This is a genomic window from Rhizosphaericola mali (genome assembly GCF_004337365.2).
Lineage (GTDB): Bacteria > Bacteroidota > Bacteroidia > Chitinophagales > Chitinophagaceae > Rhizosphaericola > Rhizosphaericola mali.
In genome coordinates this window covers 883678-908378 of sequence record NZ_CP044016.1, presented here as the reverse complement: position 1 = coordinate 908378, position 24701 = coordinate 883678, and the positions used below count along the sequence as shown (strand labels likewise).

Annotated in this window: 22 protein-coding genes; 5 read left to right on the top strand and 17 right to left on the bottom strand. The window is 33.3% G+C overall.

Translation table 11 applies throughout. The features are described from left to right. Positions 1 to 46 precede the first annotated feature (46 nt). The gene (locus E0W69_RS03890; RefSeq protein WP_131328730.1) at positions 47 to 904 is read right to left on the bottom strand and encodes a hypothetical protein; all 858 of its coding nucleotides are present in this window, start codon (positions 902 to 904) and stop codon (positions 47 to 49) included. Positions 905 to 965: 61 nt separating this feature from the next. Continuing rightward, positions 966 to 2597, bottom strand: coding sequence for an NAD(P)/FAD-dependent oxidoreductase (locus tag E0W69_RS03885; RefSeq protein WP_131328729.1), 1632 nt, complete (start codon positions 2595 to 2597; stop codon positions 966 to 968). A gap of 119 nt (positions 2598 to 2716) precedes the next feature. Between E0W69_RS03885 and E0W69_RS03880 the strand changes: the two genes are divergently transcribed. Together E0W69_RS03880 and E0W69_RS03875 are read left to right on the top strand one after the other, a co-directional pair. Next, a complete protein-coding gene (locus tag E0W69_RS03880; protein WP_131328728.1) occupies positions 2717 to 3889 on the top strand; it encodes a hypothetical protein in 1173 nt (390 codons plus the stop codon). An 8-nt stretch (positions 3890 to 3897) separates the two neighbouring features. Next, complete coding sequence (locus E0W69_RS03875; RefSeq protein WP_131328727.1) at positions 3898 to 4356, top strand: methylglyoxal synthase; 459 nt, start codon at positions 3898 to 3900, stop codon at positions 4354 to 4356. A gap of 14 nt (positions 4357 to 4370) precedes the next feature. Here E0W69_RS03875 and E0W69_RS03870 read toward each other — a convergent pair whose 3' ends face one another. Then, the gene (locus E0W69_RS03870; RefSeq protein WP_131328726.1) at positions 4371 to 4811 is read right to left on the bottom strand and encodes a hypothetical protein; all 441 of its coding nucleotides are present in this window, start codon (positions 4809 to 4811) and stop codon (positions 4371 to 4373) included. Positions 4812 to 5303: 492 nt separating this feature from the next. Between E0W69_RS03870 and E0W69_RS03865 the strand changes: the two genes are divergently transcribed. After that, positions 5304 to 5708, top strand: coding sequence for a helix-turn-helix domain-containing protein (locus tag E0W69_RS03865; protein WP_131328725.1), 405 nt, complete (start codon positions 5304 to 5306; stop codon positions 5706 to 5708). A gap of 65 nt (positions 5709 to 5773) precedes the next feature. Here the strand turns inward: E0W69_RS03865 and E0W69_RS03860 are convergent, their stop codons facing one another. After that, entirely contained in the window at positions 5774 to 6337 is a 564-nt protein-coding gene (locus E0W69_RS03860) for a GNAT family N-acetyltransferase (protein ID WP_131328724.1), read from the bottom strand. 61 nt (positions 6338 to 6398) lie between these two features. Next, positions 6399 to 6704, bottom strand: coding sequence for a YtxH domain-containing protein (locus E0W69_RS03855; RefSeq protein WP_131328723.1), 306 nt, complete (start codon positions 6702 to 6704; stop codon positions 6399 to 6401). Between the two features lie 155 nt (positions 6705 to 6859). On the opposite strand from E0W69_RS03855, the gene yidC reads away from it, so the two are divergent. Beyond that, complete coding sequence (gene yidC / locus E0W69_RS03850; protein ID WP_131328722.1) at positions 6860 to 8716, top strand: membrane protein insertase YidC; 1857 nt, start codon at positions 6860 to 6862, stop codon at positions 8714 to 8716. 804 nt (positions 8717 to 9520) lie between these two features. Here yidC and E0W69_RS03845 read toward each other — a convergent pair. From E0W69_RS03845 to E0W69_RS03790, 12 genes are all read right to left on the bottom strand, one after another. Further along, a complete protein-coding gene (locus tag E0W69_RS03845) occupies positions 9521 to 10369 on the bottom strand; it encodes a lysophospholipid acyltransferase family protein (protein ID WP_255478218.1) in 849 nt (282 codons plus the stop codon). 169 nt (positions 10370 to 10538) lie between these two features. Further along, positions 10539 to 10979, bottom strand: a complete 441-nt coding sequence (locus E0W69_RS03840) for a cold-shock protein (RefSeq protein WP_131328720.1) — start codon at positions 10977 to 10979, stop codon at positions 10539 to 10541. A 121-nt stretch (positions 10980 to 11100) separates the two neighbouring features. After that, entirely contained in the window at positions 11101 to 11397 is a 297-nt protein-coding gene (locus E0W69_RS03835; RefSeq protein ID WP_131328719.1) for an RNA recognition motif domain-containing protein, read from the bottom strand. A gap of 226 nt (positions 11398 to 11623) precedes the next feature. Then, positions 11624 to 12985, bottom strand: a complete 1362-nt coding sequence (gene tilS, locus E0W69_RS03830) for a tRNA lysidine(34) synthetase TilS (protein ID WP_131328718.1) — start codon at positions 12983 to 12985, stop codon at positions 11624 to 11626. 106 nt (positions 12986 to 13091) lie between these two features. Then, a complete protein-coding gene (locus E0W69_RS03825) occupies positions 13092 to 14756 on the bottom strand; it encodes a glutamine--tRNA ligase/YqeY domain fusion protein (protein WP_131328717.1) in 1665 nt (554 codons plus the stop codon). 107 nt (positions 14757 to 14863) lie between these two features. Beyond that, positions 14864 to 16294, bottom strand: a complete 1431-nt coding sequence (locus E0W69_RS03820; protein ID WP_131328716.1) for a type III PLP-dependent enzyme domain-containing protein — start codon at positions 16292 to 16294, stop codon at positions 14864 to 14866. 191 nt (positions 16295 to 16485) lie between these two features. Further along, positions 16486 to 16830, bottom strand: a complete 345-nt coding sequence (gene rplT / locus E0W69_RS03815) for a 50S ribosomal protein L20 (RefSeq protein ID WP_131328715.1) — start codon at positions 16828 to 16830, stop codon at positions 16486 to 16488. A gap of 62 nt (positions 16831 to 16892) precedes the next feature. Continuing rightward, positions 16893 to 17090 carry a 50S ribosomal protein L35 gene (gene rpmI / locus E0W69_RS03810; RefSeq protein ID WP_131328714.1) on the bottom strand — a complete coding sequence of 66 codons (198 nt, stop codon included), beginning with the start codon at positions 17088 to 17090 and terminating at the stop codon, positions 16893 to 16895. A 121-nt stretch (positions 17091 to 17211) separates the two neighbouring features. Then, complete coding sequence (locus tag E0W69_RS03805) at positions 17212 to 18054, bottom strand: DUF4397 domain-containing protein (protein WP_131328713.1); 843 nt, start codon at positions 18052 to 18054, stop codon at positions 17212 to 17214. Positions 18055 to 18075: 21 nt separating this feature from the next. Then, entirely contained in the window at positions 18076 to 19746 is a 1671-nt protein-coding gene (locus E0W69_RS03800) for a SusD/RagB family nutrient-binding outer membrane lipoprotein (RefSeq protein WP_131328712.1), read from the bottom strand. 20 nt (positions 19747 to 19766) lie between these two features. After that, positions 19767 to 22937 (bottom strand): SusC/RagA family TonB-linked outer membrane protein, encoded by a 3171-nt coding sequence (locus E0W69_RS03795; protein WP_131328711.1) that lies wholly within the window; start codon positions 22935 to 22937, stop codon positions 19767 to 19769. Between the two features lie 227 nt (positions 22938 to 23164). Further along, positions 23165 to 23911 carry a DeoR/GlpR family DNA-binding transcription regulator gene (locus E0W69_RS03790; RefSeq protein WP_131328710.1) on the bottom strand — a complete coding sequence of 249 codons (747 nt, stop codon included), beginning with the start codon at positions 23909 to 23911 and terminating at the stop codon, positions 23165 to 23167. A gap of 111 nt (positions 23912 to 24022) precedes the next feature. On the opposite strand from E0W69_RS03790, the gene cmk reads away from it, so the two are divergent. Then, positions 24023 to 24700, top strand: coding sequence for a (d)CMP kinase (gene cmk, locus E0W69_RS03785; RefSeq protein WP_131328709.1), 678 nt, complete (start codon positions 24023 to 24025; stop codon positions 24698 to 24700). The last annotated feature ends 1 nt before the right edge of the window (position 24701 follow it).

The window sequence follows — 24701 nt, the reverse complement described above, 5'->3', positions numbered from 1 at the left end:
GTGCTTAACTTAGTAGGTAAAATAATCGTCCCTAAGTTAAGTAATTTTATTCATGTATGGTTTCCTTTAAAACGGTATGTGATGTTGTAGGTATTTTAGTATCACCTACTTCAATAGAACTATTCATCTGAATATCCATCGTGCGCTCCGTAATCAGACCCGTATTTTTATACAAATTTACTTTACCCGAAAAATTGCCTTCAAATAGTGCATTTGTCTTAAAATTTTCTTTTTGAATTTGTAAAATTTTATTTAATGTGCCTGATTGATTGAGTAATACATTTTGGTTAAATATTTTTTCTACCGTATAATTCGTTACACGTTGTCCATCAGGTGCATTGAGTGTATCAACCCATTGCTTGCCTACATCAGAAATGCTGTCTAGATCTTCAAACAAAATATCCAATTTATCTCCTGCTTTCATCCCATAACCATTCAGCAAGGTATTGGACATATACGTATTGGCTTTTTTTAACAACATCGAAGTATCCGCAGTAATAATAAATCCCTTTTTATTGATTATAAAATGAAAACTTTTACCCAAAATATCCGACAATGGCTTCGCAATGATAGAATCCGTGTTGAGCGAATCATTTTGAGAATCGAATTTCATATTCACACCATTCGTACTCACTTCCGTATTGATCACATTTAAAGAAAATCTGATATCATATCTATTTGAATCAAGCACATTTACAATTTCATAATTGCTCTCAAAATGCGCATTAATCGAATAATTATAATTTTGGTTATTCAACGACATTTGCGTCGTAGAAGTTACGTCGCTGATTTTGGTAAATTGATTATGTAATTTGAATATTGGATTAGTGAGAGAATCCTGCGCGCTTGCTATATTCGCTACGCAAATCATCCAAATCAGCCATCCAAAAATTGAGCATTTCATGTGTAAGGTTACAGTTGTAAAATTTTACTTTTCATAAATAAGCACGAATCTTGCCAATTTTTTAAAGTTCGACCCATTTATTTTTTTGTTTATCCTCTCTTTTTAAATAGTAAGTAGCAAAATCAGCGCAAATTTGCCCATCCATAGCTGCACTTATTATACCTCCTGCATATCCAGCACCTTCTCCACATGGAAACAAATTTTTGATCTGAGGATGTTGCAAAGTTTCTTTGTCACGTGGGATTCTAACGGGAGAAGACGTGCGACTTTCCGTCGCAACAACATTGGCATTTTCGGTAAAATAACCAGGCATTTTTTTTCCAAAAGCAGTAAAACCATCTGCTAAAGAATCATATACAAATGCGGGCAATACATCTCTCAAATCAGCAGAATTTAATCCGGGTATATAGCTATTTTCATTCAAAGAACTAGATACTTTCCTTTGTACAAAATCCGTCATACGCTGTGCTGGAGCCATCATTTTACCTCCTCCTACTTGATACGCTTTGGATTCAATGCTTTTCTGAAATTCCATCAAAAGCAATGGATTATTTATATCTATTTCTTGATTTTGTTTTTGGAAATATTTGAAAGCATCTGCATTGGTAATCTGTACGACCATACCGCTATTGGCATAAGGATTATTTCGTTTACTAGGCGACCAACCATTTACCACCAATTCTTTCGGACTAGTTGCGGCTGGAGCAATGATACCACCTGGACACATACAGAAACTAAATACGCCACGCTGATGTACTTGCTCCACCAAACTGTACGAAGCGGGAGGCAATACACTTAAATTATCTTCCATCCCGGCATGACGACAATATTGAATAGAATTAATTAACTCTTGCGGATGTTCTATACGTACGCCTAATGCAAATGGTTTGGATTCGATCAATATTTCCTTATCATGTAAAAGATGAAAAATATCTCGTGCGGAATGTCCTGTAGCCAAAATCATTGCTTCACATGGCAATTTATCCCCATCCGAAGTAATAATTTCCTGAATTTTTCCATTATCAATATGAAAATCAACTAATTTTTTTTCAAATAAAATCTCACCACCGCAATCAATAATTGCGTCACGCATGGCGCTGATAATATGTGGTAATTTATTTGTACCGATATGAGGATGTGCATCGTACAAAATGGCTTCATCGGCCCCGAATTGTACAAAAATATTCAATGCTTTTTCAATACTACCGCGCTTATTACTTCGCGTATATAATTTGCCATCGCTGTACGTACCTGCGCCACCTTCGCCAAAACAGTAATTACTTTCCGGATTGACAACACCTTCTTTGTTTAATTGAGCCAAATCTCGTCGACGATCACGTACATTTTTCCCTCTTTCAAGTACAATTGGTTTTACACCTTGCTCAATCAATTCCAATGCGGCGTACAAACCTGCAGGACCGGCTCCAACGACGATAACAGAATGTGTCGCATTGTGCACATCTTGCAACAAAGTCGGCATGATGGCTCTATTTTTAAAAGGCTCATCAATAAATACGTTCAAGGTCAAATTATACCAAATCGTTCTGCTACGTGCGTCCAATGATTTTTTTAATAAATAATAACCAGAAATGGTATTTTTCTTAATTTCCAATTCTTGTGAAATGGCTATTTTCACAGCATTTTCATCCAATAAATCCGCCGGACGTATACGAAGAGAAACTTTTTGTTGCATAAGATGTTGCAAAAATACTTAAGTAATTGAAAATGTTGAGGTATTTATCGACAGCTATATTTTTAAACAACACATTTTTTTGCTTATTTTGTCACTAATTGAGACAGATGGGAGCAAATATGGAATTAGTCGAAGTAAGGACGCCGCAAGACGAAAAGGATTTTATCGAAATCAATGTGTTGGTTAATCGCAATAATCCGGCGTACATCCGACCGTTGAACAAAGAAATCATAGCAACATTCCAACCCACCCAAAACAAACATCTCAAAAACGGAAAAGTAAATCGCTGGATTCTAAAAAAGGAAGGCAATGTTATAGGAAGAATTGCCGCTTTTATAGATCCAATTTATAAAAATTTCGGTACAGACTTTCCGACTGGAGGATGTGGTTATTTTGATTGTATTGATGATCAACTTGCTGCAAATCAATTATTTGATACAGCAAAAAAATGGCTGCAATCCAATGGGATGGATGCTATGGACGGTCCTATCAATATTGGGGATAGAGATAAAAATTGGGGATTATTGGTGGAAGGTTTTGAAACAGAGCCTTATTATGGCATGTCGTACAATCCGCCCTATTACCAACGATTATTTGAAAATTATGGTTTTCAAAATTACTACAACCAATATTATTTTTACTTATCTGTTTCGCATCAATTACCTGAAAAAATAAAATTGCGACACGACCGACTCGCCGCCAAACCAGAATACAGTGCACAACATTTGACTTTGGATAAATTGGACAAATTTGCACAAGATTTTACAGCGATTTACAATGTTGCATGGGCGCAACATAAAGAGAATAAATCCATTACGAAAGAGCAAGTTTTACATTTATTCAAAGAAATGAAAGCCATTATCGATCCCAAATTGGTATGGTTTGCCTATTATAACGAACAGCCGATTGCCATGTGGATCAATATTCCTGACGTCAATCAATATTTCAAAAAGTTAAATGGCAAATTCGGTTTATGGCAAAAATTGAAGGTTTTATATTTGAAAAAAACAAAACAATGTAAACGCTTTACAGGAATTGTTTTTGGTGTCATTCCCAAATTTCAAATATTAGGTGTCGATGCTTTTTTAATATATGAAGGTGCAAAAGTCATTCAACAAGATTCGCAATACGAAGATTATGAAATGGGTTGGACATCTGAATGGAATCCGAGAATGTTGAATCTGTATCAACATCTTGGTAGCAAAAGAAGTCGTCACATGATCACCTATCGCTATATTTTTGACCAAAAATATCCATTCGAATCTCATCCTGAAATCACGTATAAAAAATAAAAAATTATATGGAATCCAAAAGAGTTATCAGCACAAAAAAATCGATTGCATTAATTGCACACGACCATAAAAAAAACGACCTCATCGCTTGGGTAAAAGAAAATAAAGCAGCACTCGCGAATCATATTTTATTTGCCACTGGCACCACTGGAAAATTGATTGAATCCGAAATCAAACAACCTGTTAACCGAATGTTGAGCGGTCCATTGGGCGGTGATCAAGAAATCGGTGCATTGATCGCTACAGGAAAAATTGATTTGATGATTTTCTTCTCTGATCCGATGGAGATGCAGCCACACGATAGTGATGTAAGAGCCTTGGTGAGATTAGGCACAGCTTGGAATATTCCCATGGCATTGAATCGAGCATCTGCTGATTTTCTAGTTTCATCACCTTATATGGCTGGAGATTATGAAATTGAAATTCCGGATTATAGCAGTTATTTGAATAGAAAAATTAAGGATTAAAATATGCAAAGGATCTACAACAGTAAGGAATTATAATGTGGGTCCTTTTTCGTTATTTTAAATCTTTTTCTCGCTATTTTTTCCAATTTTCTATCTTCTATTTTTTTCATCAAAAAAAATAGGATTTGCTTTCCTTCTGCGCCTTCAGCTCTTGTTCCCATAGATGCAATAGAATCTTTTTTAATAAAATCAGCATCTTTTTGTGCAATACTTTGAATAAAAAACAAATCTTGTGGCGACAATATGGGTTCTGTATACCCACTTTTATCTTCTAATAAAATGGACTTAATTTCAGGGGAATTATTATACGTCAACGTCAAAAATCGTTCTAAATATTCTAATTTGAATTCGCTAGTATAGATATCTCGATATTGCCTTAATTTCTTCATATGCATACAAGCAAATGATTGGAAAATAAATAGAGTTACCAAAAGAATCTTGATATCTTTTTTCATATTAAGTGAGTTATAATTTTATAAATCAAAATGACTTAAAATGGATTTGGCATGCAACTAAACTTAAATATATAAGATATGTTTTTCTTAACATGGAAACCTTTCACATTTAACAAGACTTTCATTTACTTAAGAATTAAAATAATTATCTTTTAGGGTTTTATATAATTGCAGAGGTGTAGACCTGTTCACCTAAGCATTTGCCATTTATTCAAAAATATTAAACCTACCTATTGTCCATTTTTTCTTAATTAACCATTCAAATATTTTTTTTGATAGATACATTCCTAATGTAAAATATACTTACGGGATTGCCTTAATATATTTAATTAATAAGATAACAATTATCATTAAATTACTATAATTAAATTTATAAAATACAATTAAAAGCAAAAGTTGAAACATCTGTTATAACGATTATGCTTTTTTTTATAAATATTCGCAAAAGTGATAACAACAACCCATTATCATTATTGCACTTCTTAATTTTAGATGAAAAATAATACGCAACCCATAACAAACGAATACACTTTAACAGAGAATAGAAATATTACCTATTTCCCCATAGACCCATTTATTGAAAAAATTTATAACTTATTAGAAAGGAAAATAGATGATCCCTATCTAAATATCAGCAGTCTAGCGAAAAGTCTCAATGTGAGCAGGGCTCAATTGCATCGAAAAGTGAAACTTTCATTAGGTATTCCAGCAAGTGAGGTGGTACGAAATTATAGATTATACAAATCATTAACCTATTTAAAGAATGGATATAATAGTTCAGAAGCCGCTTTTATGGTAGGTTTCGATAGCCCGTCCTATTTTTCAAAATGTTTCAAAAAATTATTTGGCAAGAGTCCAATACAATATCTAAAATCAAATATCAACACAATTCATTAAATATAGTGTTCCTTTAATTTTTATTTATTAAAAATTAAAAACGTCCTGCATCTCTATGCGGGACTTTACTTTAACTGCATATGCCAATAGGCTTGTCCAAGAATCTTTTTTTCATCCTTGATATCAAATCCACATTTAAGATAAGCATTTATTGCAGAATTATTATTTTTTTCGACAATTAAACCTAATGGATGAGGAGACAAAAAAGTAATTTCCGCTTTAACATATTTCAATAATTTTCCAGCGATGCCCAATCCTCGATATTTTGGTAAAATAGCAATACAATCTAAATAAAACTCTCCCTCTTGTGTTTCATCTTGAATAGAATTTAAATTTACCGCATATTTTTCCGCCAAATATGCCAATAAAGGCTTTCTTAATTTATCCAAATTTTCGCCATCATAAGCTAAAATCATTCCTATTATTTCACTATCCAATTCTGCAACATATAAATTTTGATAACTATATTGATTATTTTCAAGAGTTACAAAATGTGCAAAGAGTTGGCAAGCCATTATATAATCCTGTTTCCCAATAAACTTGTACGCCAACTCTCCCATTGCGGCGACAATTAAAGGTGCAACCTGAATCGAATCACTCTTTTTTCCCTTTCTAAATTGTATTTCCATAAACAAAAAAACTACATCAGATTTTACTCTAATGTAGTCCCAATTTTTAAACTTACAGTATTTATTCGTTATTGCTATTGAATTTTTCTTGTATTTTTTCCTTTAATTCTGTTGCTTCTAATTTCGCTTTCCCGGCCAAAATCTGTGCTTCCGCATCTGCTTTATCTGCTAGATTAGAGGCTTCATTTTTCGCATCTTCTGCAGATGGTCCAAATTTTTCTTCAGCTTTATCTTTTAATTCCTCCACTTTATCTGCAGCTTTATCATACAACTCTCCTGCTTTTTCCTTTGCTGTGTCTAATGCATCAGAAGCTTTGTCTTTTAAATTGTTTAAACCATCTTTCAAATTGTCCATTAAATTACTCATAGATTATATGTTTTCCTAAAGGTAAAAAATGGAATTAAAAATCATTGTTAAAAACTACTTTCCTCTAACATTGGCAATCTATTCTCCATTCGTTACCTTTGCCGCGCATTAACCGGGAAGAATCACTTCCCGATTTTTCAAAAAAACGATTTTGAATGAAAAGAGACAAAATGTCCATTGCTGGGTTCGTCCTATTAGGTGTATTATTTATCGCCTTTTTTTGGGTAACCAACAAGCAACAGATGGAAGTCCAAAAGCAAGAAAAACAAAAGCAGGACTCCATCGCGAAAGCTGAAAAAGCGAAAATCAAGCCTTTAAGTACAGCCGATTCCCTTAAATTAGATTCTCTCACTAGAAATCAGATTGCTGGAAGTTTTACTTCTGCCGCAGCGGGAAAAGAAACTGAAATTATTGTCGAAAACGACTTAATGAAAGCCGTATTTTCTAATAAAGGAGGTCAATTAAAAAGTGTTTCATTAAAGAAATATGACTCTTATGACAAAACAAATACGCCTGTAATAATTGGTGGTGGTAACAATGATCAAATGGGTTATGCGATTAACACGTCTAACAATACAACAGCACAAACAAGTGATTTGTATTTTACAGCTGATCCAATTGTGAAAAACGCTGATGGAAGTCAATCTTTGACTTTTACACTTTTCTCTCCTAATGGTGAAAAAATTGTACATCAATATTTAATCCGTCCCGACCAATATATGATCAATTGGAATATTGGGTTGACTGGAGCCAATCATTTATTGACCGGTAATACGTTGAATTTCCATTGGAATACACAATTGCATCAACAACAACGTTCTGCGTCTTACGAAAAACAACAATCCAGAATTGTATTCTATTCTGACAATGATTTTGACTACGATAGAGCGAAAGAAAAAGGTAATGTAACGAAAGACTTTGAAAAACCTGTTGAATGGCTTGGATTTAAGCAACAATTTTTCAATGCGACAGTTGCACTTTCTAAAAATAGCTTTTCCAAGGGTAAAGCGACGATGGATGCTTTTGCTGACACAACAGGTCAATTATTTGACGCAAGTGCCAATATGCAATTGAGCGTACCTGCCACAGCTACAGCATCAATCCCTATGCAGATTTATTTTGGACCAAATGATTATGGTATCTTGAAACAATACGACAATGGAATGAAAAACATCGTTGATCTTGGTTCGGGTATGTTCTCTTTTGTAAAATATATCAATAGAGGTATCATCATTCCGGTATTTAATTTCCTAGCAGGATTCATTACTAATTTCGGATGGGTGATTGCATTATTGACCTTATTTATACGTATAATTCTATCTCCATTAACTTATTCAAGTTATTTAAGTGGCGCCAAAATGAAAGTTTTGAAACCAGAATTAGATGAATTGAAGAAAAAATATGGCAAAGACCAACAAGGATTTGCGATGGAACAAATGAAGCTTTTCCGTGAAGCGGGAGTAAATCCTATGGGCGGTTGTATTCCGGTATTGTTCCAGATTCCGATATTCTTCTCCTTGTATAGTTTCTTTAGTTCCAATATTCAATTGAGAGGTAAGAGTTTCCTTTGGGCACATGACCTTTCTGCCTACGATTCTATTATTAGTTGGCATACGAATATTCCTGTAATAGGCGATCACTTAAGTTTATTTACATTCCTTTCTGCTATTACAAGTTTATTGATTTCCGTTTATAATATCAGTGCTACGCCACAAACGCAAGATAATCCAGCATTGAAATACATGCCGTATATCATGCCAATCGTATTCTTGTTCTGGTGGAACAATATGCCATCTGCCTTAACTTGGTATTATACGGTAAGTAACGTCGTAACTTTATTAATTCAATTATTTATCCAAAAAGTGGTGATCAACCCACAAAAAGTATTGGCTTTAATTGAAGAAAAAAGAAAGGCACCGAAGAAAGGAAAAGGCAAATTTGCACAACGCCTTGAACAAATGGCGGAAATGCAAAAACAAATGCAAGATGCCAAAAATAGAGGTAAAAAATAAACAAAAGCAAAAAATTGCCTTAGCGGGGATCTTTCCTTAGGGAATAACAATAGAAACAAAAATCGGATGTAAATTTTACATCCGATTTTTGTTTCTATTGTTATATTATTCAATCATTAAGCAATATATAGATTCGTCTTATTCGCTATCCTTGATAATAATTCACTCTCATACGTTAAAGACATTCGCATTTCATAATCGCATAGAAAGAAAAAAAGTATGTATTCTAAAATCTATTGCATTACAAAAAATAGTTCATCAATATATGTAAATGATTGATCTGTATAAAAGTTTTGATAAATTAACCTTAATAGATTATAGAAAATCTAATTGTTAACAATATTATTTAAAATCAATTCGATGAATACACATGTCTCTATTAATGATATTCATCATATTTGAGTAGTACGATCAGGAATAGAATTATAATTTAATAGGTGTAGTTTTCTTAAGTCTCTACAATTGAATAATATTGAACATCTAAGGTTTAACCTAAGATATTGTAACTATTTTGATGTATTTAATTGTATATATGTCTTAACTCTAAAATAATGCCAACAAGCCTTCATCAGCAAACACCTGCATACCTATAATCTTCGGTTGGACATTTTGGAACAAAAAAATAACGCTCAAATTTTTCTGTATAATTATAATATCACAAAAACTTATTATAACTATCTAAACAATAAAATCGAAAATAAAAACTTTAATAAATTTCAATCCTTACTTATTTGTAAAAATAAAAGCTATCTCAATATATTATCAATCTATAAAAAAATTTTCTATATTACTTACTATAGATAATTATATAATACTTGGATGTACAATGGTATCGATTTTCTTTTTATGTTTCCAACGTCTATGCGACCATAGCCAAGTCTCTGGTTGACTATTAATAGAATCTTCCAAACATTTTATATGCTTTTGAGTTATAGTTCCAGTTATATTTTCAGTCGAAAAATCCTCAATAAGCTTAGCTGTAATAGAATAAAATCCTCTCTTTTTCTTAACAATATCCATATATACTACAGATTGCTTTAATTTCCTTGCCATTTTTTCGACGCCCTCAAACACTGGTGTGTCTTGATTTAGAAATCTTAACCAATAGGCATGCTCTGGCACAGGAGATTGATCCGCTACAAAAGCCGTCATTACAGTATTAGGCCTATTTTGTGACATTTGCCTAAATGTATCCTTCATAGCTATCAATTTATTGCCAAATCGACTACGCATCCGAATCATTAAGCGATTGAAAAATTTACTTGTAAGTGGATGATATATAATATAAACGGGTTGTCCGCAAACTATCCCTACCGTATTTCCCGCCCATTCCCAATTACCGTGATGACCGAGCACAAGAATAGCACTATTATTTTTTCGATTTAAATCTGCAAATAAAGCTTCCGCATCTTTTTCAAGATGGCAACGCTTTAACATACTCCTTTTGCTTATCGTTAGAGTCTTGAAAGTTTCTAAAATCAAATCACATAAATAAGCATAATATTTACGTTCTATTTGTTTTTGCTCAACTATAGTTTTGTTTGGGAAAGAACTTGCTATATTTTGCCTTACTATTTTTTTGCGATACCCAATAATTCTATATATAAGAAAATATAAACAATCTGATATTCTGTATACTATCCAAAAAGGCAAGAGAGATAGAATATAAAAAAAGGGGAGCAACAATAAATTTTTCTTCGTGATAATATATAAATTATAAATGAAAAAGGATGAAAATCTGCTTTGTTGAGAAATTACTCATAGCAAATCTATCATAAGTCGAAGCTAATATTAATTTGTTGCTCATGGTAGATAATGACTGTTATAATTTCGTTATGTTTACCGCTTCTGGCCCTTTTTTTCCTCTAACAACTTCAAACGAAACTCTGTCATTCATATTAACGGCATGAACTAGAGAATTAATGTGAAAAAATAGATCTATTTTATTGTTATTTTCTTGAATAAAACCAAATCCCTTTTCTTGATTAAAAAACTTTACAACACCTTTTTTAGTATCTACTAAAGCTCGATCTTCTAATTTTGGTATTGAGATTTGAATTTCATCAATACTTACATCTTTTTTATTTTTGAAATCAACAGGAGTACTTGTTAAATTCCCATTTTCATCAACATACGCCATCATATCAGACAATGGAGCGCCTTTTATTGATTGCATTTTTCTTTGCTCTTTGCGTTCTTGTTTTGCAACTTGCTTTTCTCTTCTCTTTTTTTCTTTTTCTTTTTTGTTAAATGTTTCGCTCATTTATAATATTCCTTTTTAATTATGATAAATAAGAGAAAGCAACTTTTAAAAGTTGCTTTCTCAATGCTTAAGATTATATGTAAGTTTTTTAAATACTTTTACCCAATTTAATATTTCGGATTTACCAGCGATTAGAAGATTTGTTTCCACGATAACCACCACCATCTGATTTAATTTGACGCTCTCTCGCTTGAGCAACATTTATGGAACGTTCTCCAAATTGTTTCCCGTTTAAATCTTTAATGGCAGCTTCCGCTTCTTCCTCATTTGAAATTTCAACAAATCCAAATCCTTTACTTCTTTGTGTAAATTTATCCATGATAATTACGCAAGAATTTACTTCTCCATATTGTTCAAACAATGATTTTAACTCCTCATTGGTAACAGAATAACTCAAATTAGAAACAAAAATGTTCATAATAAAAAATTTACATTGGTTATAACAGTGTTAGAGAATAAAAGAAGAGGACTTATGAATTTTTCCTATTAGGAAACAAGCAAAATTCTAAACTTGATAAACTTAATTTCTGTTGAATTAAGTAAAGGTACATAAAATTTATGACAAATTAAAATATCGCCCCCATCCATTTATACTATAGAATAAATGTGCTAAAAAGTGTTGTTTATCCACTAAATAAGTCATTTTACTTCAAAAGTTTACGAACTGCTAAGATTTCGGTTGAATTTTCATCCGCTAAAAAACGTCGATCAGCTCGCAACCCAATTACCCATACAACCACATCCTCTTTTGTCAATAACCAAATCTGTCCCTTTTCTACAACAGGAATTTTTTCATCAATAAAATATTTTGCCAATTTCTTCTTTCCTTTCATTCCATTGGGATAAAAGAAATCCCCATCTTTCCAATGACGAATCGTAAAAGGAAATGTCACTTTTGAAAGATCTAAATACAGTATGTCAGTCGTTTTTTCTTCAGGTAAATGTTTAAGTGTAGAGAAGGACAACTTGAGATTAGGAAGTTCATAGTTTTTTGGTTCATTAATTATGAACACATTATGATCATCTTCTACAATCGGTATCAAATACAATTCAGTGCGATCTTTCCATAGTTTCCATGTTGGCGAAACTATAGCACTTCCACTTTCACCATCCAATATTTTTTTCCACTCAGACACTTGCCTTGTGCCGAAATCAAATTTTTTTGCTAATTCAAATAGAATGGTATCCAACGGCTCTAAAACTAATAAATCTGCAATAGAAATTTTAAAACCGGCTCCATTTTGTAGAAGAATTTTATCTAAAGTTTGCCGAATAAAATCCAAATAAATATAGTTTAGATCTTTAAATCTATGAATATTTCCTAGTAAATTATCTTCAATAGTTGGGTAAAATGATTTCAATTCGGGTAAAACTTCATTACGCAAATAATTTCTAGTATAGTCCGAAGAGGCATTAGTAGAATCCTCTACCCATTGTAAATTATTTTGTAGTGCAAAATGTACAATTTCTTTTCTTTTGGCAAATAATAACGGGCGAAAGATTCCATTATTAACGGCTTGAATTCCCTGCAAACCAGCAATACCGGTACCTCTAAAGAAATTATTCAAAAGTGTTTCGATACTATCATTGGCATGATGCGCTACAAATATTGGGCAAATCTTACGACCTTCTCTCCTTGCCAATTGTCTAAACCAATCATAGCGCAGATTTCTCGCTGCTTCTTCGATACTTAGTTTTTTCGAATTTGCATATTGTATAGTATCAAAATTTTGAATATGAAGATGCACACCCAATTGTTCTGCAAAATTTCGAACAAATAATTCATCCCGATCACTCTCCTCACCTCTCAAATGAAAATTACAATGCGCCAACTCAATATTTAAATGTACAATTTCTTTGATTAAATATGCCAAAACGACACTATCCATACCGCCGCTAATGGCAACAATTATAGTCGAATCTTTATCCACTTGAGGTGCAAAATGCAATTCCCAAAAATGTAAAAATCGTTCTGTAAATGATAAGGATATTGATTTTTTTGCCATATAAAAAGGCAAGTTAACGAATTAACTTACCTTCTATAAATTGTTTGATGTAAAAATCAGATTTTACGTACTAAAATAACCTATTTCACATTTCTACTTTCAGCTACTACATTTTTTTCAATTCTTTAGCCCAAGAATCTTTCAAAGTTACCGTACGATTAAATACCAATTTTTCAGGTGTAGAGTCTTTAGAATCTAAAATAAAATAACCTGTTCTTATAAATTGATAATGATCTTTCGATGCCGCTTCTTTCAAAGCTGGTTCGATGTAAGCCTCTTTTACGATCAAAGATTCCGGATTGATATAATCGTGAAAATCTCCTTCTGCCTCATCCAAATTAGCCTCGGTAAACAAACGATCATACAAGCGAATTTCAGCCTTTACTGCATCTTTTACATTTACCCAATGAATCGTTCCTTTTACTTTGATACCCGCATTTTCACCACCGCTTTTGCTATCAGGAATAATGCTACAATTTACTTGTAAGATATTTCCATCTTCATCTTTATCCACACTATCACATTGAACAATGTATGCACTTTTCAAACGCACCATTTTTCCTGGTGTCATTCGGAAATATTTGCTTGGCGCATTTTCCATAAAATCTTCACGTTCAATATAGATTTCTCTAGAAAAAGGAATTTTACGGAAAGTTTCTACTTCTGCTTCAGGATTATTTTCCCCATCCAAAATTTCGGAATAATCTTCTGGTAAATTGGTCAAAACCACTTTTATCGGATCAAATACGACCATTCTACGTTCTGCAATTCTATTCAAATGCTCGCGTACACAGAATTCCAATAAACCAAGATCGATCAGATTATCTCTTTTGGCAATGCCAATTCTGCTACAAAATTCGCGTATACTTTCTGGGGTAAAACCACGACGACGCATCGCACTAATCGTCGGCATACGAGGATCATCCCAACCATCCACAACTTTTTCATTGACCAATTGCAACAATTTACGCTTGCTCATCATTGTGTACGTCATATTCAAACGTGCAAATTCATATTGATGAGATGGAAAAATGTCCAATTTTTCAATAAACCAATTGTATAATTCTCTATGCGGAATAAATTCCAATGTACAAACCGAATGCGTAATTTCTTCGATACTATCACTTTGTCCGTGTGCAAAATCATACATGGGATAAATACACCATGCATCACCTGTACGGTGATGATGTGCATGTTTGATACGATACATCAACGGATCACGCATGTGCATATTGATTGCTGCCATATCAATTTTAGCACGCAATACTTTTTCACCATCTTTATATTTGCCCGCTTTCATTTCTTCGAATAATTGAAGATTTTCTTCAATCGTTCTATTGCGGTATGGACTATCTGTTCCAGGAGTTGTCGGCGTTCCTTTGCCAGCAGCAATTTGTTCTGCTGTGCTGTCGTCTACATATGCCAATCCTTTTTTGATCAATTTTACCGCATAGCCGTATAACGTATCAAAATAATCGGAGGCATAATATTCATTTTTCCATTGAAATCCCAACCACTGTACATCTTGTTTGATACTATCTACATACTCTACATCTTCTTTCACGGGATTGGTATCATCGAATCGAAGATTGGTAGCACCACCATATTTCTCAGCCAAGCCAAAATTTAAACAAATACTTTTGGCGTGTCCCATGTGTAAATATCCATTGGGTTCTGGTGGAAAACGGGTCATAATTTCCTTGTACTTACCACTTTTTAAATCTTCTTCGACAATTTCTTCAATAAAATTGAGCGACTTCTCTTCTGCCATAATTTCTAATAATTCAATTGAACGCTATTCCTAAGAATACAAATGTTTCAAAAGAACAATAATTTGCTCGTTTTGAAACATTTATACAAATAATTATTTCTAAGTTATCAAAGATAACCTAAAATCTTTAACATACTCTGTGCCGATTGTTCTTTTTTAAATAACCAATCTGTGAGTTTGCCATTTTTGTCATAATCAACAATAATGTGCTTGGGAGAAGGGATCAAGCAGTGTTTGATACCGCCATAGCCACTGATCTGATCCTGATATGCACCGGTATGGAAAAAACCTACATATAGGGGTTCTTTATTTTCCGGTACGTCTTCTTCATTTTTTATTTTGGGTAAAAATACCTCATTAATATGCTCTTCCGAATCGTAATAATCATGTCCATCGCAAGTGATACCTCCTAAAACGACACGATGATATTCATTTTCCCATTTATTAACAGGAAGCATGAGGAATTTCTCTCCAATACCCCAAGTATCGGGCAACGTCGTGATAAATGAAGAATCAATCATATACCAACACTCACGGTCATTTTGATTTTTCTCTGCCAAAACACTGTAAATGTGCGCCATGCTTTCACCTACAGTGAAGCTTCCAAATTCTGTGAAAATATTTGGAACAGGCACTTTGGCTTTTTTACATGCTTTTTTGATATTATCAACGATCTCATTGATCATGAATTGGTAATCATATTCAAAACCCAAACTATGCTTTATCGGAAAACCACCGCCAATATTGATCGAATCAATTTCTGGACAGATTTTTTTCAATTGACAATACAGATTGATCGCTTTGTTTAACTCCGACCAATAATAAATATCATCTTTAATCCCTTTATTCAAAAAGACATGAAGCATTTTTAATTGAAAACGATCTTCATTTCCTTCGATTTCATCTACATAAAATTCCAATACATCACGCGCTCTGATACCCAATCGAGAAGTATAGAAAGGAAAACTAGGTTCCTCTTCCGCTGCGATACGAATGCCTATATTAAACGGTTCTTTCGATTTTCTTACACTTCTTTTATATGCTTGCAATTCCTCCTTATTATCTAAAACAGGAATTACATTGGTAAAACCGCTGTTGATTAACTTGGCGATACGCGAAGTGTACAATTTTGGTTTAAAGCCATTAGCAATGATAAAAATATCTTTGTTGATTTTTTTCTTCGCATGTAATTGCGTGATAATGTCTACATCATACGCAGAAGACGTTTCCAATTGAACACCATGTTTCAAGGCTTCCTCTACTACAAATGAAAAATGCGAACTTTTGGTACAATAACAATAATGATACTCGCCTTCATATTTATGTTTCTTAAATGCTTTATCAAAAAGACCTTTCGCCTTATTAATTTGCATGCCTATTTTAGGTAGGAAAGTCATTTTCAAAGGAGTACCATATTTTTCAATAATTGGTTTTAAATCCAAACCATTAAACTCCAAATAACCGTTATCACCAACTTTGAATCCTTCCTGTGGATAATCAAAAGTTTGTTTTACCAGATCAGTGTACGTATGTGTCATCTATACTATCTTGTAATGCCCCTCCGTTAAAAAGGGCCTTTTAAAACGATTGTAAAAAATTTTAAAATTTGCGCAAAAATAGGAGTTTCAACGAAATATTTGCGGTGTTGTTTTTTCAAATATTTTTTAAATTTCAAAACAAAAAAAAGCCCGAATAAATTCGGACTTTCAATAAGTATAAATCGTAGAAACTATTTTACAGATTCGATCAATTTTTTGAAACTTTCAGGTTCGTTCATTGCTAAGTCAGCCAATACTTTACGATCTAAAGTAATACCTTTCTTAACCAATTTATCGATAAATACGCTATAAGTCATTCCTTCGTTACGAACCGCAGCGTTAATACGAGCGATCCATAATTGGCGATATTCACGTTTTTTCAATTTACGACCTACGTAAGCGTAAGTCAAACCTTTTTCTACAATGTTTTTGGCAACGGTATAGACGTTTTTACGTTTACCATAATATCCTTTTGCTTGCTTAAGGATTCTTTTTCTTCTAGCCCTTGAAGCTACTGCGTTTTTTGAACGTGGCATAATTAAAAATGTTTATGATGCAAATGCATCTAAATGATTTAAATAAAATTTCTTGTTTTGAACTATTTCAAACGTAAAAGATGCAAAACGAATTTTTTGTGAGGAGCTGCAACAGTTCCATCAATTCTTAAAGCTCTTTTTCTTTTTTTGGATTTTTTCGTCAAAATGTGACGTTTGAAAGGTTTTTGGTAAGAAATTTCACCAGTTCCTGTTAGGTGAAAACGCTTTTTTGCACCAGAGTGCGTTTTAACTTTTGGCATGATTTAAATAATCAAATTGATTACATCCTGCTGGCGGTCCACACGGGTAGACACTTGTCGAGCCTTACGGATAAATTCCCAATTGGGGTTGCAAAGGTAATTAAAATATTGAAATAAAAAATTATTGGTTGATATAATATCCCAGAGTTCTTGCTTTAGCTCCAGAAGCTATTGTACCATTACCATAATAATAAAATGTATACACTCTTTTGCTAACTAAACCAGATACCGTAAAAGATTGAGTAGGAACGATTAATTTTGCTAACACAGTTCTTTTGCTCAATGGTAAAGTTTGATCTGATACGGTTCGAGTCACATAAAAAGTATCATTTTTGCTCAAATAGTTTGCCGCAGCAAAACTAGTTGAAGTAAACTGACTTTGATTAGAAAAAATAACACCATCATTTGCAGAATATAAATCTACCGCAGTTTGAGATATTGCACTGTCTTTTGAAACTGCATTTACAAATCGGATTTTAAACTGATTTGTATCTGACGTAACAGTAGACCAGTCATCTGTTAGAACCATTCGTTTTGAATTATCCGTAGAGTTGAGAGAATCAGTTAGTAGAAAAGTATAATATTTTCCTCCTTCAAAATTCATGTTATAGATTATTCTGCTAGAGGAGTCAGCATACAACAAAAAAAGATTTTGCTTACCAATCGTTGCTTGACTGTACAGATTATTAATATTGGTGGATGTTGGATTAATCGAATAAGGAAATAATCCACCGTATCCAATACTTGCACCAGTCAATTTACTTCCTGCTTGATACACATCTATACTGTCCGTAACACCAATTGAAGATGCATAATATGGAGCAGCACTTATCACTTTTATATAAGCATGATTATCATCTACATAATCATAGCCTGCATCAGAAATGACATCTTTCTTACATCCAAAAAATGTAAATAATGAAATAGCTATTAAACAAAATAAGTTTCTATAATTTTTTTTCATAATTCCTAGATTCTAGATAATTTAATTTTGTGAAAACCATGGTTGTTTGGTATGATAATCCGCAATTAGATTACCTCCTGCATCAACAGCCCCTACAGATTTTAAAGATGGAATATCATACAAATACTCTGAGTTATATCTAGGTCTAGCTCTATAAACATATTTACCAGCATTATCGACATATAAATTACCTCCAGCTGGATTAAAACCTGCATAAACTTGATTCCCCGTTTTGGGATCCTTATCTGTATAATGATATTTTCTCATATCGGTCCAGGTTTCTTGCATTCCCCAGCCATATAAGGCAATATACTTTTGTAGCATAATTTGACTTAAGGATAGAGATGATGCACTAGTAGGAACAATACTTGTATTTGTCAAATAAGCATTTTTATTATCCGACGTAATTAGATGAGCAGAAGGAACCATAGTTGCATATTTCGTGGACAACATATCAAAATTCAAACTAATTCCATTTTGATATGCAGTCAAAGCTGATGTATAATCGCCTTTCAAATAAGATGCTTCTGCAATTAAAAATTGCATTTCAGAAGCAGTCATAATTGGAAATTCTGCATTATTTCTGAATATATATCTACCAGAATCTGGTGATGTAGCAACAGTCTTATAATATACATTACCCCAAAAATTATGTGGTTGCAAAGCTGAATCTAAATATTTCTGACCATCTACAGCAGGTGTCACACCATAAAACGTACTATTTCTGTTTTCTTGTAACATATACCACATTCTAGGATCTGTAACATTTGTAAATACTTGTGTATTTCTCCCAGACATTAAGTCTGCGATATATGCTCCTTGTCTTAAGGAACCCACATTACCTCTAAATGGACCATAGTAGTTAGACGTACCAGAACTTCCTGATGCTGCGAATTTACAAGTTGCATTGTCATCATTACTTGCTTGAGCTAGATTAGCATAGTAAATTACTGAATCTGCATTAAATGTAGATTTATAAGAAAGATTTGCATAAGATCTAGCTAAAATGCCATAGGTAAATTTTTTCCATTTGGCAATATCTCCATCTAAAAAATAAGCATCCGCAGCAGCGAAATCCCCTTTACCTACATTACCATCCGTTCTATTTAAATAAGCTAGAGCGTCATAGCAAGCTTGTCTACATGAATCATAAGCTAAAGATTGAGGATCATAGTTGAATGTTTGCAAACTTGTATTAAATGCTTCACTTACAATTTCTGCATCAGCATACTGATCAGTCAATTCTAACCATCCCCAAGCTCTCAATGCCCTAGCAGCACCCACATAGTCCCATTTTTCTTGCGCACTAGCATAATCTACTACTCTATTCAAATTTTGTCCTTGACCAAAGTAAAAGGCACCCCACATACTTCCTAAGGCATCGCTAGATCCAACTACTCCGCCCATTTGATCAAACTGAGACGCTCCATTTTGTGCAGTAGTCAATGTATAATTACCCCAATATTGAATGTATCGACCTAAATAAATCCCGTCACCAGCAATTCCATAGGCAGAACCTGCCGCAGCAGAACTACCGATAATACTACCAATCAAACTAGGAAAAATTGTTTCAACAGGCTCCACCACAGGAGAATTTGGATTCAAATAGGCATCATCAATTTTCTTATTGCAAGAAAACATCCCTGCTACCGCGACACATCCAAAAAGATATTTAAAAATAGTTTTTGTCATTTTAAATCGTTTCGTTCAAATTAAAAATTTGCTTTTAAACCAAAATTATAGGATACTGGAGTGGCAACATTTCCATAGTCCATTCCAAAACCACCTACACCTACAGTACCGGCAGTATTTCCATTCACAGCAGGATCTCCTCCTCTATAATTTGTAAATAATAGTAAATCATTACCTGTCGCAAATACAGCCAAACCTTTTAATCCTTTTATTCTATTAGTGATACTTTGTGGGAATTGATAGCTTAATGTAACATCTCTCAACCTAAACCAATTTACATTTTTCTGAACAAACTCTTCATCTGGCATCCCAGTGGTTTCTCCATAATATGCAGTACTATTATAATAAGGAACAATAGAAATTGAATTTTTTGTAGGATTATCGGAGTTTTGCAAACCATCATTTAACACGCCATTGATGACTCTAGCCTTCATTCTATCGGCAGTTCTTTCGCTTCTACCAATTTGAGTTAGGTACATATCTGTTGCATTAAATATATCTCCGCCAACTCTCAAATCCCATAGGAAACTTAAATCCCAATTTTTGTATCGGAAAGTATTGACAGTACCTAAAGCAAATTTAGGATTTCTATTTCCAATTGGTTTAAATGATTGATTTATTAAAGGCAAACCTGTTGAAGGATTGATCAAGATTTGTCCTTTATTATTTCTCTGATAAGAATAACCTGTGATAATTGTAGTTGGTTGATTTCTAACAAATCCACCTCTTGCATTATAGGCAATCCAAGTATCTGAAATATAGTAATCAGAATAACCATCAATAGATTTCGGAATTGCAATTACATTACTCCACATGTGGTTGAAGTTGAATTGGATATTCCAATTAAAATCAGCTTTTTTGATTGGATTTACATTCAAAGTAATTTCCACGCCCTGATTTCTAGACTCTGTAGCATTTTGTGTATTTAAAACATAACCCGTACCATAACTTGCTCTAAAGCCAACACTTATTTGGTCAATATTATGTGTATTGTAATAAGCAGCTTCTAAAGAAACTCGATTATTTAACATCTTCAACTCCGTACCAATTTCATATGTTTTTTGACGTTCTGGTCTTAAATCCGGATTATTGTTATAGTAAGAGTAAGAATAAGCCTGTCCAACAGCCGAACTAGCATAGTTATTTACAAATACAGATTGATTCAAATATGGAGGCATTAGTCTAGCTGTAGACGCTCTAGATGCTCTAATTTTCCAATAGTTAAGGAATTTACCTTTAATTCCAGGAAGGATATCGCTCATTATTGCACTAAAACTGATACCTGGGTAATTATAGTGACGGTTTGCAGTTGGGAAAACAGATGCCGTTTCAAATCTGTGTGTATAAGATATAAACAAAACATCATTATATCCCAAACTTGCTTCGCCAAAATATGCTAATTGTCTAGTTATAGATTCATTTGGCAGACCATTATAATTACGTTGTAGTCTACTTTGTACTACACCGATATTACTACTATCGGTGCTATGACCGGCAGTATTTGCATAGTCTTTAAGGTTAGAACCCGCCAATGCAAATTCTGATTGTTCATAATCTTGCCACATCGTACCTACCATACCTCTTAAATTGAACTTACCTACCTTTTTTGTAGCAGTAGCTGTAATTGTGTGATTATAACCTTTGTAAGTCAAATAGTAATTAGTCAAATAACCTTGTAATGCGGTTGCAAGATTAGATGAAGTAGTTTGAGGATCCGTAATGGTAAATCCATTTTGCTTGTATGTATCATAACCAAATCTACCGGCAACAGTCAACCAATCAAATGGATGATAGTCAATACCCAATGTAGCCATCCAACGATTCAAATTATCTTTTCCATAATTTCTATTTGCACTAAAAAATGGATTATCAATTAATTCTTGAGTAGGATCTGTAGCATATAATAATCTTTTATTACCTGCTGCGTCTTCATAATTACTTGCCATATCCGTAGTCGGCCAAGCATATAAATCCAATAAGTAACCACCAGCACCACGCATAGGCTTAACGTTGGATGTATTGATAAATGCGATAGACGGAGATATCGTAAGTTTATCTCCAACTTTAATAGTATTGGAAAGTTTTAAATTGTATCTCTTATAGGAATTGTTAGGAATCGTTCCACTATTATCAAAAAAAGAACCTGATAATCTAAATCCTACATTTTTAGAACCGAAATCTGCTGCAATATTTTGGGTATTTGCAAATCCCGTTTGAAAAAAGTCTTTTATATTATCATATGTTTTAACTCCAGATGCCAATTGTGGGCCAAAATAAGTAAAAGAGTTTTCTGTATTTGTTATTGGCATTCCAGATGCACCAGGAGCATAACCTCCAATTACTTTTTGAAAACGCGTTACTTTATTAAATCTAAAACTATTATCATATGCCAATCGAACACCATTACCTTGCGCATGTTTCGTAGTAATAACGATAGCACCAGAACTAGCTTGTGAACCATACAAAGCGGTAGCTTCTGGTCCTTTCAAAACTGTAATCGACGCAATATCGTTCGGATTCATATCTGACATTCTATTAGAATAGTCACTAGAACGATTCGGTCTATCATCCGCTAAACCAATACCAGAGCCTCCATTAGAAGTTTCATTAAATGTTGTATTATCCATGATAATACCATCTACTACAAATAATGGTTGGTTATTTAAGGAAGCTGAATTAAAACCTCTTAAAATTATTTGAGAAGATGCTCCAGCTTGGCCGTTGGTAGGCGTAACGGTTACACCTGCAACACGACCTTGAAGAGCATTAATAAAATTTTCTCTTTGTGTTTGTTGGATATCTTTGCCACTTACCGTTTGTACAGAATAACCAAGTTCTCTCGGCTTTCTCTTCATATCCATAGCAACAACGACAACACCTTCTTGATCTGCACTTTTACTAGAAAGTAAAATTTGCAAATTATCTGATGCAATAATTGTTTTAGGCGAGTAACCGATGAAAGAAACCAATAATTTTTGTCCATCAGTAGCTGAAATAGAAAAACTACCATCTCCTTTTACAGTTACCGATTTGTTGGTAGACAAATTTTTAATCGTAGCCCCTTCAAGTGCTTTATGATCACTTGAGTCATAAACAGAACCTGTTATTTTAGTAGTCTGCGCTTTTATCACATGCGCACCCAACATCAATAACAGAATTAACAGAAATCTTCCCGATTTGAGTTTATTCATATTTGATTATTTAATATTTAGGATTTTCTCGTTTAAAATGTCAATTTCTTAAAATACATATACATAATTTCGCAAAAAACTGCTTTAATTCTCTCAAACTCCCTCAAAAATAAGTAAGATATGCGTAAAAAAACGCATGCTTAAGCATTTTTTTTAAAAAAATATTAAATCTAATATTTAATTATTGTTAAATACTTAACATTCAAGCAATAAGCAGCAGGATAATTTTAAAAAACTTTTACGCCTTTGTTGATATAGGATTGTAATTTAGGATCAGAAGGATCCAATTCTGTAAGTAAATATTCAATTTCTTCGATTTTACAACATCTCAATCTCTGAGCAGTATTTAATTTTTGGGAGATAGTAAGTAATACTGTTTTTTCTGCAGAAGCAATCATGGCTCTTTTAACTTCTAAAACTTCCCAATCTACATCTGTCAAACCATGTTCTATATCAATCCCATTGGTACCGATAAAACATAAGTCCGCATGTAAATCATTTAACTTGCGTACAACCTCCACTCCAACCGCCATTCGAGCTGATTTATATATTTGATTGCCAATAAAAATCACTTCAGAATTAGAATGATTAATCAATTCTTGCGCAGCCGCAATGCTTGGTGTTACAAATGTTGCATTCAGATCTGGCGGCAATTGACGGATTAATTCCAATACGGAAGACCCTCCAGAAAGTAAAACAAGCATTCCATCTTTAATCAAGGACGCACCTTTATGTGCGATAATTTGTTTTTCAGGAAGCGCATAAATATTTTTATCTGGCAATGTACGGCCAAATGAATTGGACAAAGCCCCGCCATGGACTTTGAGTAATTTTCCATTATCTGAAAGTTCTTGTAAATCACGCCTGACCGTATCTTCAGATACATTCATTTGAAGACATAAATCCGTAACCAATACTTTATTATGAATATTTAACTGTTGTAAGATATAATATTGTCGTTCTTTTTTAAGCATATTGGTCCGTTTTAAGCCTATTTTAAAATGATAATCCGTAGATAAAGACCCTAAAATAGGTAAAACTTTATATTTTTGACCGGATTAAAATACTTTTTTAAAATTTTACTGTTGAAAAAGATCAATATTGCCATCGACGGATATTCGTCTTGTGGAAAAAGTACCATAGCAAAGCAATTAGCGAAAGAGCTTCAATATATATTCATTGATTCTGGTGCGATGTATCGGGCGATTACTTTATTTTTTTTACAAAAAAATATTGCAGCCAGTGATATCGAAGCGATTAGGTCCGAGATTTCCAATATTCATTTGCATTTTGAATTTAATACCACTACGCAAAAAAATGAAGTGGTTTTGAATGGAGTCAATGTTGAAAGTCAAATCCGAAATTTGAATATTTCTAATAATGTCAGTCATTATGCAGCGATTGCAGAGATTAGAAAGTTGGCAGTAGCACAACAACAGTCAATTGGAAAAAATAAGGGTGTGGTGATGGATGGTCGTGACATTGGCACAGAAGTATTTCCTGATGCTGAGTTGAAATTATTTATGACTGCCACACCTGAAGTGAGAACAGAACGTAGATATAAAGAATTGGTTGCGACACAACCCGATATCACTCGCGAGGAAGTACGCAAAAATCTTGAAGAGCGCGATTACATTGATAGCCACCGAGAAATAAGTCCGTTAAGACAGGCAGACGATGCTATTGTTTTAGATAATTCCAACTTGACTATGGATGAACAATTGGCATTGGTAAAAAATATGGTGAACGAAAAATTACAATAAA